This window comes from Citromicrobium sp. JLT1363 (genome assembly GCF_000186705.1).
In the GTDB taxonomy this organism is placed as follows: domain Bacteria; phylum Pseudomonadota; class Alphaproteobacteria; order Sphingomonadales; family Sphingomonadaceae; genus Alteriqipengyuania.
The window spans coordinates 99,167-111,964 of record NZ_AEUE01000006.1; the positions used below are offsets into that span (position 1 = coordinate 99,167).

General features: G+C 64.0%; 11 protein-coding genes. 6 read left to right on the forward strand and 5 right to left on the reverse strand.

All coding sequences use genetic code 11. The annotated features are described in order from the left end of the window. The first annotated feature begins 74 nt into the window (after positions 1 to 74). The 3 genes from ADAD_RS0110275 to ADAD_RS0110285 all read left to right on the forward strand — a co-directional run bounded on the left by ADAD_RS0110275 (position 75) and on the right by ADAD_RS0110285 (position 3,044). Positions 75 to 416, forward strand: coding sequence for an FtsB family cell division protein (locus ADAD_RS0110275; protein WP_010413433.1), 342 nt, complete (start codon positions 75 to 77; stop codon positions 414 to 416). A gap of 132 nt (positions 417 to 548) precedes the next feature. Next, positions 549 to 1,634: a pyruvate dehydrogenase (acetyl-transferring) E1 component subunit alpha gene (pdhA, locus tag ADAD_RS0110280; RefSeq protein WP_029140062.1), complete on the forward strand. Its 1,086-nt coding sequence runs from the start codon at positions 549 to 551 to the stop codon at positions 1,632 to 1,634. A 3-nt stretch (positions 1,635 to 1,637) separates the two neighbouring features. Further along, entirely contained in the window at positions 1,638 to 3,044 is a 1,407-nt protein-coding gene (locus ADAD_RS0110285; RefSeq protein ID WP_010413437.1) for a pyruvate dehydrogenase complex E1 component subunit beta, read from the forward strand. Positions 3,045 to 3,116: 72 nt separating this feature from the next. Here the strand turns inward: ADAD_RS0110285 and ADAD_RS15840 are convergent, their stop codons facing one another. Genes ADAD_RS15840 through ADAD_RS0110300 form a run of 3 tightly spaced genes read right to left on the reverse strand, consistent with a single transcriptional unit; the run spans position 3,117 to position 6,255 of the window. Further along, positions 3,117 to 3,890: a TadE/TadG family type IV pilus assembly protein gene (locus tag ADAD_RS15840; RefSeq protein WP_010413439.1), complete on the reverse strand. Its 774-nt coding sequence runs from the start codon at positions 3,888 to 3,890 to the stop codon at positions 3,117 to 3,119. Then, positions 3,887 to 4,501 carry a TadE/TadG family type IV pilus assembly protein gene (locus ADAD_RS17000; protein WP_010413440.1) on the reverse strand — a complete coding sequence of 205 codons (615 nt, stop codon included), beginning with the start codon at positions 4,499 to 4,501 and terminating at the stop codon, positions 3,887 to 3,889. The genes ADAD_RS15840 and ADAD_RS17000 overlap by 4 nt, the downstream gene beginning before the upstream one ends. Next, positions 4,498 to 6,255 (reverse strand): pilus assembly protein, encoded by a 1,758-nt coding sequence (locus ADAD_RS0110300; protein ID WP_010413441.1) that lies wholly within the window; start codon positions 6,253 to 6,255, stop codon positions 4,498 to 4,500. The genes ADAD_RS17000 and ADAD_RS0110300 overlap by 4 nt, the downstream gene beginning before the upstream one ends. A gap of 164 nt (positions 6,256 to 6,419) precedes the next feature. On the opposite strand from ADAD_RS0110300, the gene ADAD_RS0110305 reads away from it, so the two are divergent. Further along, positions 6,420 to 7,097 (forward strand): squalene/phytoene synthase family protein, encoded by a 678-nt coding sequence (locus tag ADAD_RS0110305; protein WP_029140064.1) that lies wholly within the window; start codon positions 6,420 to 6,422, stop codon positions 7,095 to 7,097. A 24-nt stretch (positions 7,098 to 7,121) separates the two neighbouring features. Then, positions 7,122 to 7,598, forward strand: a complete 477-nt coding sequence (locus ADAD_RS0110310; RefSeq protein ID WP_010413444.1) for an EF-hand domain-containing protein — start codon at positions 7,122 to 7,124, stop codon at positions 7,596 to 7,598. Here ADAD_RS0110310 and trmFO read toward each other — a convergent pair. Continuing rightward, entirely contained in the window at positions 7,595 to 8,977 is a 1,383-nt protein-coding gene (gene trmFO, locus ADAD_RS0110315; protein ID WP_010413447.1) for a methylenetetrahydrofolate--tRNA-(uracil(54)-C(5))-methyltransferase (FADH(2)-oxidizing) TrmFO, read from the reverse strand. The genes ADAD_RS0110310 and trmFO overlap by 4 nt on opposite strands. Before the next feature lie 269 nt (positions 8,978 to 9,246). On the opposite strand from trmFO, the gene ADAD_RS0110320 reads away from it, so the two are divergent. Next, the gene (locus ADAD_RS0110320) at positions 9,247 to 9,849 is read left to right on the forward strand and encodes a lysoplasmalogenase family protein (protein ID WP_010413449.1); all 603 of its coding nucleotides are present in this window, start codon (positions 9,247 to 9,249) and stop codon (positions 9,847 to 9,849) included. Between the two features lie 33 nt (positions 9,850 to 9,882). Here ADAD_RS0110320 and gyrA read toward each other — a convergent pair whose 3' ends face one another. Next, entirely contained in the window at positions 9,883 to 12,708 is a 2,826-nt protein-coding gene (gene gyrA, locus ADAD_RS0110325) for a DNA gyrase subunit A (protein WP_010413451.1), read from the reverse strand. Between the last annotated feature and the right edge of the window lie 90 nt (positions 12,709 to 12,798).

Below are 12,798 nucleotides of genomic sequence, written 5' to 3' on the forward strand. Positions count from 1 at the left end.
CCGTGAGCAAAAAACTGCGGCGACACCATGCAATGGGGCTTGTTTCGCGGACTCTCTTGTGATTCAAGGGAGTTATGAACCTGCCCAGGCAAGCAATCGCGAAACAACATCGCGCAGCGCGGCGCGAAAGGCTGACGCAGGGGCTCGCTCTTGCCGCATTGCTGTTGATGGGTGGCCTCGCGATTGCCGGGCCGAGTGGTGTTTTCGCCTGGAGCGATGCGTCCAAGGCTCTGGCCCAGCGCGAGGCGCGGATCGCGCAGCTGCAGGAGCAGCGCGAGGACCTGCGCCAGCGTGTCGATGCGCTCGATCCGGACAATGCCGATCCGGACATGGTGGTGGAGATGATGCGGCGTAACCTCAACGTCGTGCACCCCGACGAAGTCATTCTTCCCAAGCCCCAGCCACAGCCACGCTAGACCCGCCTGGTTCCGGCCTGGTCCCGGGTGGCCCGTCGGCGGTGTTGACTGGCCTCCTAACCATTGCAAGCTGGCTGACGTTACGTCATGGGCGGGGGCGAAACTGATCGCCACCCCGCGAAGGAGCAAGACTTGGCCAAGAAACCCGCCGCGAAGAAGGCCCCGAAAGCCGATAATCCGGCTGCAATCGACGATCCCGATTTCGACCTGAACTCGCTTCAGGAGGCGTTCGAGAAGAACAAGACCTTCGATGCCAGCGAAGAGCAGATGCTCAAGTTCTACGAGCAGATGCTGCTGATCCGCCGCTTCGAAGAGCGCGCAGGCCAGCTCTACGGCCTCGGCCTCATCGGTGGGTTCTGCCACCTCTATATCGGGCAGGAAGCGGTCGCCATCGGCCTGCAGACCGCGCTGGACGGTGACAGGGACTCCGTCATTACCGGCTACCGCGACCATGGCCACATGCTGGCCTACGGGCTCGATCCCAAGGTGATCATGGCCGAACTGACCGGGCGCCAGGCCGGCATTTCCAAGGGCAAGGGCGGCTCGATGCACATGTTCAGCACAGAGCATAAGTTCTACGGCGGACACGGCATCGTCGGGGCGCAGGTGCCGCTGGGTGCGGGCCTCGCCTTCGCGCACAAGTACAACGAGGACGGCGGCATGACGCTCGCCTATTTCGGCGACGGTGCGGCGAACCAGGGCCAGGTGTACGAAGCGTTCAACATGGCCGCATTGTGGAACCTGCCGATCTGCTTCGTGGTGGAAGACAACCAGTACGCGATGGGCACCGCGACAAAGCGCTCGAGCGCGGAAACCCGTTTCTATCGCCGTGGGACCAGCTTCCGCATCCCCGGCATGGAAGTGAACGGGATGGATGTGCTCGAAGTGCGCCAGGCTGCCGAAGTGGCGTTCAAGCACGTGCGCGAAGGCAACGGCCCGGTGCTGATGGAGTGCAACACCTATCGCTATCGCGGGCACTCGATGTCCGACCCCGCGAAGTACCGCACCCGCGAGGAAGTGCAGGACCAGAAGGACCACCACGACCCGATCGAGCGGATCAAGAAACAGCTGATCGAGAAGGGCAAGAGCGAGGACGAGTTGAAGGATATCGACAAGGGCATCCGCGCGCAGGTTTCGGACGCCGCCGACTTTGCGGAGAATTCGCCCGAGCCCGACGCCAGCGAACTCTACACCGATGTTCTGGTGGAGGAGTATTGAGCGATGGCGACCGAACTGAAGATGCCCGCCCTCTCCCCCACGATGGAAGAGGGCACGCTGGCCAAGTGGCTCAAGTCCGAAGGTGAGAAGATCGAAATCGGCGATATCATCGCCGAGATCGAGACCGACAAGGCGACGATGGAATTCGAAGCGGTCGACGAAGGCACGCTGGCGAAGATCCTGGTCGAAGAAGGCACCGAAGGCGTGGCTGTCGGCGCGGTTATCGCGATGATGGCCGACGAAGGCGAGGATGTGGGCGATGTCGAAGCGCCCGCGGACGCCGGGTCCGGAGACGTCGATGACGTGCCGGGCGAGGGCAAGGACGTCGGGCGCGAGCCGTCCGAAGCCGAAGTCACCGACGATACGCCCGAGAAACCGACCCGCTCGCCCGCCAGCGATCCGTCGATCCCCGAAGGCACCGCAATGGTCTCGACTAGCGTGCGCGAAGCCTTGCGCGATGCCATGGCCGAGGAAATGCGGCGCGACGAACGGGTGTTCGTGATGGGTGAGGAAGTCGCCGAATATCAGGGCGCCTACAAGGTCACCCAGGGCCTGCTGGACGAATTCGGCGCGAAGCGCGTGGTCGATACGCCTATCACCGAATACGGCTTTGCCGGGCTGGGCACGGGCGCGGCGATGGGCGGCCTGCGCCCGATCGTGGAGTTCATGACGTTCAACTTTGCGATGCAGGCGATCGACCACATCGTGAACTCGGCGGCCAAGACCAATTACATGAGCGGTGGCCAGATGCGCTGCCCGGTGGTGTTCCGCGGACCCAACGGCGCGGCCAGCCGCGTAGCCGCACAGCACAGCCAGAACTACGGCCCGTGGTACGCTAGCGTCCCCGGCCTGATCGTGATCGCGCCCTATGATGCGGCGGACGCCAAGGGCCTGATGAAGGCCGCGATCCGCAGCGAGGACCCCGTCGTCTTCCTGGAGAACGAACTTGTCTACGGCCGCAGCTTCGACGTGCCCGATATGGATGATTATGTCCTTCCCATCGGCAAGGCGCGGATCGTGCGCGAGGGCAGCGATGTCACCATCGTCAGCTACTCGATCGCGGTCGGCCTGGCGCTGGAAGCGGCAGAAGAGCTGGCCGGGCAGGGTATCGAGGCCGAGGTGATCGACCTGCGCACACTGCGTCCTCTCGACCGCGAGACCGTGCTCGAAAGCCTGAAGAAGACCAACCGCATGGTGGTTGCCGAAGAGGGTTGGGCGACCTGCTCCATCTCCAGCGAGATCGTGGCGATCTGCATGGAGGAAGGCTTCGACTATCTCGATGCGCCGGTCACGCGCGTGACCAATGCCGATGTTCCGCTGCCCTATGCGGCGAACCTCGAGGCGATGGCGCTGATCGACACGCCTTCCATCGTGAAGGCGGTGAAGAAGGTCTGCTACGTCGAAGACTAGACCTTTGCCCGGGGGACGCTGGCAATGCGTTCCCCGGCCTTCCATCGGTTACATGTGCCCCTCGGGGCTGCATCAGTGGCAGTGATAGCCATCCCAATGCGTCGTATGGCAGACGCCGGGCGCAGCGTTGTCCCGATAGGGATTGGTCGGCGTCGGACTTGGTGTCGGTGATGGTGCGGGGGCCGTGCATTCGGCGGGGGTTACGCCGCTGACGGGGAAGAGCCCGTTGTTCGCGCCGCTGGTATCGCGCCGTTCGCGGACCATCATCGATGCGGTTTCGGTGATCTCGATACCAGGCACCAGCGATGCCGAAACCAGCGGCTCGTACTGGTAGTAAACCTGCACGAACATGGTCACGCCATCGGGCTGGACCTGTGCCTGCCGGCCTGTGGGGCCCATTCCGTCCAGGTTTTCGGTCTGGTCATCATAGGGCGAATCGTAGGGAATATCGCCCTGGCAGCGTTGCCAGCGAATGCGCGCCTTGTTGTTGGGGTTGGCGCCCGCCATCGGCTCCAGACTGGAGACGATCACATAGCCTCTTTCATAGAGATCCAGCTCGCCAGCCTGCAGCTGTGCGCCGTCCATCAGGTCGTAGATGTCCGATTCGTAGACCTTCTTCGCCTCTCGCGGCCCACCGACCCCGACGCGTGCGGCGTTATCCGCCAGATGCAGTGCCAGCTGGCTGATGCGCATGCGCACGGTGATGTAGTTGGTCAGTTCCGCACCGGTCAGCGCCAGCGTGAGCACCAGCGGCAGCGACAGTGCGAATTCGACCAGCGCGAGCCCGGTCCGGTCATGGGCGATCTGGCGCAAAACCGCCGTCCTGCGGGCAATCGCGGCGATCATGTGCAGTTCCTCCACACCGGCGCGTCGTAACTGTCCTGTCCGTTGTAGGGCTGGTTGCGCAGAATGGTCGACGCGGTGACCGTATTCTTCTCGCTGCCGCCGATCATCGACCAGAAGGGGAAGAGGGCATCATATTTGATGATGACGGTATAATAGACTGCGTCCTTGGCGCCGCCTTGGCCTTCATTGCCGCCATCCTCGTCCCACTGGTTGTTGCCGTTGGCATCCTCGTAGGCTTCGCCGCCATTGCAGCGACCGTTGGAATCGGTGTCGTTGAAGGTTTCCGGCTTGGCGGCCTTGGCTTCGGCGAAGCTGCGGTAGAAGCGCCGTTTGGTATCGACTTGGGCATCATTGACCAGATCGCGTACCTGGGCCTTCACCTCGGCATCCAGCGCATCCTGCACACTCTCGACCGAACTGGTCTCCAGCGAGGAATCGCGCCCGGCCTTCTGCATGATGCCCTCGGTAACGGTACGCAGGTAAAGCGAATGCGCCACGTCGAACGCGCCCATCAGCATCAGGCACATGACCGGCGCGACGATGGCGAACTCGATCAGCGTTGCGCCGTCCCGGTCCTTGCGCAGACGAGAGAGGAGAGCGGGCAGCCTCAACGCGTCAGCCTCAATTGCGAGATATCGTCGGCGATTTGCTTGAAGGTCTGCTGCAGCTGTGCCGAATCGGCGGCGTGGAAATAGTATGTGTTGCCCGTTGCGCAGCCCTGCAGGCGGTTCTTGGTGTCGCCGTTCGTGCCGTCGCCGAAAGAGACCACCCACAATGTGATGCCCCGCGGGGTCATGTTCTTGATCTCGTTGCACAGCGCATTGAAGCGCGCGTTGACCTGGTTGTCGTATGCATCCCGGCCGTTGCTGGTGGTGGTACGCTGATCGTACCAGCCAATTCCGTAGGCCGTGTAGTCGTAATTGTTCGCAACCGTATCGCCGTCGGTCATGAAGATCAGGTGGCGATCGATTTCGCCACCCCTGGGCGTCAGCTCGTTCTCCGACTGGAAGATGCCGCTCGAGGACAGCAGTCGCGCACCCCACAGCAGACCAATATCGTGATAGGTGTTTCCGTTGGGCGTAAGGCTGTCGACGTAGGACTCGAAACTGCTCGCGGAGGTCCATTCCTGCAGCTTCGTCGCCTCGGTCGGGCAGTAGTCCGACGGCTGGCCGTAATCCTCGTTTGTGTTGCTGATGGGTGACCGGCTGAAATAGCGGGTATCCGTCGCGCTTCTTGAACCGCGTGTATAGATCAGGTCCGGCAGGGCAGGGGCCCAGCGCGTGGCATCGCTGGTCGGCATCAGATCGATCTGGAGATCGTACGCGTCCGAGGGGATCGGCCAGTAGTTGTTGCGGCTCACGGTCTGCCGTTCCTCGATGCAGCCGGGCCAGTCGACCGTGCGGGTGTAGCTGCCGTTGATCGTCACCTCGGCACTGGTGCGGGTACCTGTCTTGAACCCGCTGACATCCACGGGAAAACGATCGTAGGAATAGGTGACCGGCGAGCCGGTCAGCTCGCGGCGGTTATATTTGCACCAGTTGCCGAAGAACCAGGTTCGATCGATTTCCACATTCTGGACCGTGGCCGAGTTGCCCTGACCACAGCTTTCCCAGCCGGTGGTGTACCACGCACCCCAGCTGTTGCCCCCGCCGCTTTGTATGCGGGTCTGGTAATACTGCGTATCCTTGAAAAAGGACGCGGGCAGCAGGCGGCCAACATTCACATTCGTGTTGTAGGGCACGAAGCCGAAGCGGATCTGCACATCGCTGCTGGTGCCGCCGCTGGGAACGCCGGTCGCGCAATTGGCGGTCGTATCGCGCCGGGCGACGATTTCGTAGAAGCATTTGACCGAGGTTTTCAGGCCGTCGATCTTGCGCGTCGAGTCACCCGGAATGTTCGAATTCATCGATCCGGTGACGTCCAGCACGAACATGATGTCCGTATTCGGCAGCCGCATTTCCGCATCGCAGGTGACCGAAAGCGTGTCCCGCGAAAAGCCGAAGATGCGCATCAGGCTCATGGGCACGACGGCGGATGCCGTGCCGGTCACCCTGCCGGCGTTTTCCGTGAAAGTGCGGCTGATGTCCTCCGACCCGTAGGCCTGGGGTGCAATATTTGCATCGAAGAAGCGCTCTGCGGCGACGCGCGGGGCGAAGCTTGCCTGGCTCCACTGGCCGCTGCCCATCGCCTTGCGACCTGCCAGAGCGCCCGCATCGCAAGCATGCTGCAGGCGGGTCTTCACGATATACATGCGGCTGATGTCCACCGCGCCGCCGATAATCCCGATCAGCGGGATCATCGCCGCAGCGGCCATCGCGAGCGTGTTGCCGCGAACGTCGCGGCGCAGGCGGGTCAGAAAGTTCATGTTCGCCCTTCGCTCTTCATCGGTAGCCTGAATTCTTGTCCGTCTCCCGCCTCGGTTAACCATGGAGCGGGCCCATATCGGCGCATCCCATAGACGGGTGGCGGTAAGCAGTGTTTGACCGATCAGGGTTGAAGCGAGGTTAAGACGCGCGCATCTGACGCAGCGTGGCAGCATCGCACCCTTCCGACTTGGCGCCGGGTTCGCACGATCCCGCGCTGGCTCTCGCGCTGGCTTACGCCCCGCGCGATGCGCGCCCGGTATTCCAGGATCTGTTCGCACTGGACCGGCGGCTGGCCGACGCGGTGCGTCAGGCGAGCGAGCCGATCATTGCGCAACTCAAGCTGGCGTGGTGGCGCGATCGCTTTGCGCAGTCCCCGGCAGAATGGCCCAAGGGCGAGCCGCTGCTGGCGCGGCTGGCGGCTTGGGATGCCGATATTTCGCGGCTGGGCGGGCTGGTCGACGGGTGGGAGCAGCTCGCTGCGGCTGAGGAACTGACGCGCGATGTCGCCATCGCTTTCGCAGGTGAGCGCGCGCGCAGCTGGGCCGTCGCAGCATCGGCGCTGCATGTTGCGGAGGCCGATGCGGTCGTTGCCGCCGGGATGCGCTGGGCGCTCGCAGACCTGGCACAGCATTGTGCGAGCGAGGCCGAGAGCGCGCTGGTTCGTGCGGTTGCAGCCGATCTGGGTCACGCGAGTGCAGAAAGTCCAAGCCTGCCGAGAAATCTCAGGCCTTTCGCGATCCTGGGTGTCCTCGGTGGTCGCGCCCTCGCACGGGAGCGCCCCATGCTCTCGAAAGGTGGCGACTTCCTCGCCGCCGTGCGGACGGGTATGCTAGGGCGCTGAACGGGTTTCCGGGGGGACGCGCGGATGAAGGGGCAGGGGCTGGATCGTCTGGTGCTGGGCGCGGTGCTAGGCCTCGCGCTGGCCGGGGTCGGCATTTTCTGGTGGCAGGGCAGGGCACAGGTGGAAGAAGCCGCGCCGCCCCCGCTTCCCGAACCGACCGAAACCACCGCCGAAGACGAATTGCCCCAGGCCGACCCTGCCGATCTGACGGGCCCGGCGCCGCCGCAGGCCACGGAACTCACCCGGGAACAGCGGCGCTTCTTCCGCTACGACCGGAACCGCGACCTCAAGATCACCCGTAACGAGATGCTCTCGACCCGAACCAGGGCGTTCCGCAAGCTCGACAAGGATGGCAACAACCTGCTCACGTTCGAGGAATGGGCGGTGACGACGGTCGACAAGTTCGAAGGCGCCGATGCGGATGGCGACCGCACGCTGACGCAGGCGGAATTCGCCACCACCGCACCCAAGCGCAAGAAAAAGCCGCGCTGCGCCTGCTAGGCGGGCACACGCTCCCGGCTGGCGAGCCATTCGCCCAGATCCGCCTTGGCGCGGGAGGTATAGGCCTCCTTGCGCTGTTTCTTCTTCACCTCGTGCAGCGGCGGGAACAGCCCGAAATTGACGTTCATGGGCTGGAAGGTCTCGGCCTCGGCATCGCCGGTCACGTGGCTCAGCAGCGCGCCCAGCGCAGTGGTGCGGGGGGGAGGGGACCAGTCCTCGCCGCGATGTTCGGCCGCCACCATCAACCCGGCCATGAGGCCGACGGCCGAGCTTTCGACATAGCCCTCGCACCCGGTGATCTGCCCGGCGAAGCGGACATGCGGCGCGCTCTTCAGGCGTAGCTGCCGATCGAGCACCAGCGGCGAGTTGATGAAGGTGTTGCGGTGCAGACCGCCCAGCCGCGCGAATTCGGCGTTTTCGAGCCCCGGAATGGTCCGGAACAGGTCCACCTGCGCCCCGTATTTCAGCTTCGTCTGGAAGCCGACCATGTTCCACAGCGTGCCCAGCTTGTTGTCCTGCCGCAACTGCACCACGGCGTAGGGCCAGCGGCCCTGCGGGTGTTCCTCGGTCGTGTCGTAAGGGTTGTCGAGCCCGACGCCCTTCATCGGGCCGTAGCGCAAGGTTTCCACCCCGCGTTCCGCCATGACCTCGATCGGCATGCAGCCGTCGAAATAGGGGGTGTCCGCCTCCCATTCCTTGAACTCGGTCTTCTCGCCGTCGACCAGCGCCTGGACGAATGTTTCGTACTGCTCCTTCGTCATGGGGCAGTTGATGTAGTCGCCATCCTCGTTGCTGGCCTCGGTCCGCTTGTTCCAGCGGCTCTGAATCCAGCACTTGCTCATGTCGATGCTGTCGCGGTGCACGATGGGGGCGATGGCATCGAAGAAGGCCAGCCGATCCTCGCCGGTGGCCTGCACGATACTCTCGGCCAGGGTCCGCGCGGTCAGCGGGCCTGTGGCGACGATGGTGAGCCCGGCGTCGGGCAGCGTGTCGACCCGTTCGCGCACGATCTCGACATTGGGATGATTGGAGAGCGTGCGCTCCACCTCGGCCGAGAATACGTCCCTGTCCACCGCCATCGCACTGCCGGCGGGGACGCGGGCCTTCTCGCCCGCCCGCATCACGATGGAATCGAGCCGCCGCATTTCGTCGTGCAGCAGGCCGACCGCGTTCTTGTCGCTATCGTCTGAGCGGAAGGAATTGGAGCAGACGAGTTCGGCGAGGCCGTCGGTCTGGTGCGCGGGGGTCATCTCGCCACCCTTGTCTTCGGATGCGCCGCGCATCTCGGACAGGCGCACCTTCAGCCCGGCCTGCGCCAGCTGCCATGCGGCCTCGCTCCCGGCGAGCCCGCCGCCGATGATATGAACGTCATGTGCCATGCTCGCGCACCTAGGCGCTGGGGCGCCTCTCCGCAATCGGCACCGGCGTGGGGCAGGACAGGCAAGCCTGCTTCGGCAGCATCTCTTGCACCGGGCCGCGGGAACGAGATCGCGTTCCGGGGCATCTATCGGAACATGCAGCGAAAAATGGTGGCAAACCACCGCTTTACACCGCATCGCTGTTGCGCGAAAATCAACCATAACGCGAACCCGAGAGGAGTCCTACGATCCCCCGCCGCGCTCTCGTCCAGCATCGCCCGTGGCTCGTCTTGAGCATAGCGTGCGCCGTTGCACTTCCTTTCCTGGAAGGCACCGCGTGGGAAGGGCTTGCGTCCATCCTCGTCAAGACGGGCGCGGTCGGCTTTCTCGCGCTCTATGCAGCGCAGCGCACCCGGGGCTTGCGCGCGGGACTGTTCGTCGTGGCGCTTGCGCTGGGCGCTACTGGCGATGCCCTGATAGAACTTTCCTTCGTGGCGGGCGGCGCCGCCTTCGCCGCGAGCCATGTCGCCGCGATCCTCTTCTACCGCAGATATCTTCGTCCGGAGATGAGCACCGTCACGTCCTGGGCGGCGGTCCTCCTGTTCCTGACGGTCCCGATCGCAAGCTGGCTGCTGAGCCGGGATTGGGCCGTCGCGTTATACGCCATTACGCTTGGCGGCATGGCGGTGGCCGCGTGGGTCAGCCTCTTCCCCCGCTGGAGGGTGGGGCTGGGCGCGCTGCTCTTCGTTCTGTCGGACTGGCTGATCTTCAGCCGGCTGGGTCCGGTCGATCTGGCGCCGCTTCCCGATCTTCTGATCTGGCCGACCTACTATGTCGGCCAGATGCTCATCGCGACCGGCGTGGTGCAGACGTTGCGCCGGTTCAGGCGGTAGCTCCGCTTCTTTCGGGTCGATCCGACGACTTGGTCAGATATCGGTCGGCGGCGGATCGTCCCGGTCGAGCGTGGTGTGCGGCGTGGTTGTCTGGTCCTCGCGCGCCATGCGTTCGTCCATGATCGCAGCTTCGGCATCGTTTTCCGGATCTGCGTCCTCGTCGATCCGCGCGGCGCCCACGATCTGTTCGCCCTTGGCGACATCGAACACCTTCACGCCCGAAGATCCGCGGCCGTAGATCGACCAGCCCTTGTGGTTCTCGAACCCGTCGGGGATCAGATGGCGGAAATCGATCGGCAGGCGGATCAGCTTGGCCTGATCCGTCACCAGCATCAGCTGCATGCCGTGGCGCACCGGGAAGCTGGCGACCACCGGCCCGTTACGGCTGGCATTGCTAGGCTCGCCGATATTGGTGATGCCCTGGCCGCCGCGCCCGATGGTGCGGTATTCGTAGGCCGAGGAGATCTTGCCGTAGCCATTGGCGGTAAGGGTCAGGATGAACTCCTCGTTCTCCTCCATCGCCGCTGCAATATCCGGGTCGAGCGTGTGGGCGGTGTCGTTGTTCTTCCACACTGCGCCGCGCAGATATGCCTCGCGCGTTTCCATGTCGTGGCTGAGCGGGTGGAGCACGGCGAGGCTGACGACCTTGTCGCCTTCCTTCAGCTTCATGCCGCGCACGCCGATGCCGGTGCGGCTCTTGGTCTCGCGTGCGTCGGTGGCGGCGAAGCGGATCGCCTTGCCCGCGTCGGAGGCGAGGAAGATTTCCTGGTCCTCGTTCAGCAGGCGCACGCCGATCAGCCGGTCGCCGCTGCCTTCGACGAAGCCCATCGCATACTTCCCGTTCGACGGGATGTTGGTGAAGGAATCCATCGAGTTGCGGCGGACCATGCCCTGTTCGGTCGCGAAGACGATGTTGAGCTTGCTCCACTCGTCCTCGTCCTGCGGCAGGGGCAGCACGTTGGTCACGCGCTCGTCCTCGCCCAGCGGCAGCAGATTGACCATCGGGCGACCCTTGGTGGTCGGGCTGCCTTCGGGCAGTTTCCATACCTTCAGGCGATAGACGCGGCCCGTATTGGTGAAGAACAGCACAGGATTGTGGGTGCTGGTGACGAACATCTCGACCACCGCATCCTCGTCCTTGGTGGCCATCGAGCTGCGGCCTTTGCCGCCGCGCGCCTGCGCACGGAAGGCCTGCAGGGGCGTGCGCTTGATGTAACCGCCGTGGGTGACGGTGACGACCATGTCCTCCTGCTCGATCAGGTCTTCGTCTTCGAGACCATCCCATGCAGGCGCGATTTCGGAGATGCGCGGCGTCGCATATTGCTCGCGGATTGCCTCCAGCTCTTCGCGCATGACCTGGTAGAGCTTGCGCCGGTCGGCCAGGATCGAGAGATATTCCTCGATCTTGAGCGACAGTTCCTTCAGTTCGTCGCCGATTTCGTCGCGGCCGAGCGCGGTCAGGCGATGGAGCCGCAGGTCGAGGATCGCTTTTACCTGCCGTTCGGACAGGCGATAGGTGCCGCCTTCCTGTTCGGAAGACAGGTCGATCGCTTCGACCAGTTCGATATACTGCGCGATGTCGCCGATCGGCCATTCCTTGCGGAGCAGCTTGGCACGGGCTTCGGCGGGGTTGGGCGATCCGCGGATGATCGCCACCACCTCGTCGAGGTTGGAGACGGCGACCACCAGGCCGAGCAAGATGTGCGCCCGGTCGCGTGCCTTGTTCAGTTCGAACTTGGTGCGCCGCGTGATGACCTGTTCACGGAACTGGATGAAGGCCTGGATGATGTCGCGCAAGGACAGGACTTCGGGCCGTCCGCCACGGATCGCGAGCATGTTGGCGGGGAAGCTCGCCTGCGCCGGACTATAGCGCCACAGCTGATTGAGCACGACCTCGGGCGAGGCGTCGCGCTTGAGGTCCACGACCACGCGCACGCCTTCGCGGCTCGATTCATCGCGGATATCGGAAATGCCTTCGATCCGCTTGTCCTTGGCGGCCTCGGCGATCTTCTCGACCAGCATGTTCTTGCCGACCTGGAAGGGAATCGAGGTGAGCACGATGCTCTGCCGATCGTTGCGTCCGGTTTCGATCTCGTGCCGCGCACGCATCATGATCGACCCGCGCCCGGTCAGGTAGGCGGAACGAGCGCCCGACTGGCCGAGGATTAGCGGCGCGGTGGGGAAATCGGGGCCCGGAATGTACTCGATCAGTTCTTCCGACGTGATGCCGGGATTGGCCATGTAAGCCATGCAGCCGTCGATCACTTCGCCCAGGTTATGCGGCGGAACATTGGTGGCCATGCCCACCGCGATCCCGCCTGCACCGTTAACCAGCAGGTTGGGGAAGCCGGCGGGCAGGACGGTCGGCTCTTCGCGCGAACCGTCGTAGTTCTCCGCGAAGTCGACGGTATCCTTGTCGAGATCGTCGAGCAGCGCGTTGGCGACCTTTTCCAGCCGCGCCTCGGTATAACGCATCGAGGCGGGCGGATCGGGGTCCATCGAGCCGAAATTGCCCTGGCCGTCGATCAGCGGCACCCGCATCGACCAGCTCTGGGTCATGCGCGCGAGCGCGTCGTAGATCGCGCTGTCGCCGTGCGGGTGGTAGTTACCCATCACGTCGCCGACGATCTTGGCGCTCTTGCGGTAAGGCCGCCCGGCGACGAAGCCGCCTTCCTGGCTGGCGAAGAGAATCCGGCGATGAACGGGCTTCAGGCCGTCGCGCACATCGGGCAGCGCGCGGCTGACGATCACGCTCATCGCGTAATCGAGGTAGCTCGTCTTCATCTCATCGACGATGTCGATGCGGTCATACTCGCCCATGGGGCTGGGCGGGGGCAGGGTGTCGGTTTCGTCGCTCAAGGAATATCCGCTCGGTTAGCTATTTCGGCTGCGTCTTCCGCGCAATGAAGGCAGGTTAGGGGAAAGCTGTGGGGGGTGCCAGCAAGACCA

Excerpts from the sequence above, each read along its gene's own strand:
- ADAD_RS0110275 (WP_010413433.1), top strand. The coding sequence starts at position 75 with ATGAACCTGCCCAGGCAAGCAATCGCGAAACAACATCGCGCAGCGCGG.
- ADAD_RS0110285 (WP_010413437.1), top strand. The coding sequence starts at position 1,638 with ATGGCGACCGAACTGAAGATGCCCGCCCTCTCCCCCACGATGGAAGAG.
- ADAD_RS15840 (WP_010413439.1), bottom strand. The coding sequence starts at position 3,890 with ATGATCGCCGCGATTGCCCGCAGGACGGCGGTTTTGCGCCAGATCGCC.
- ADAD_RS0110300 (WP_010413441.1), bottom strand. The coding sequence starts at position 6,255 with ATGAACTTTCTGACCCGCCTGCGCCGCGACGTTCGCGGCAACACGCTC.
- ADAD_RS0110310 (WP_010413444.1), top strand. The coding sequence starts at position 7,122 with ATGAAGGGGCAGGGGCTGGATCGTCTGGTGCTGGGCGCGGTGCTAGGC.
- trmFO (WP_010413447.1), bottom strand. The coding sequence starts at position 8,977 with ATGGCACATGACGTTCATATCATCGGCGGCGGGCTCGCCGGGAGCGAG.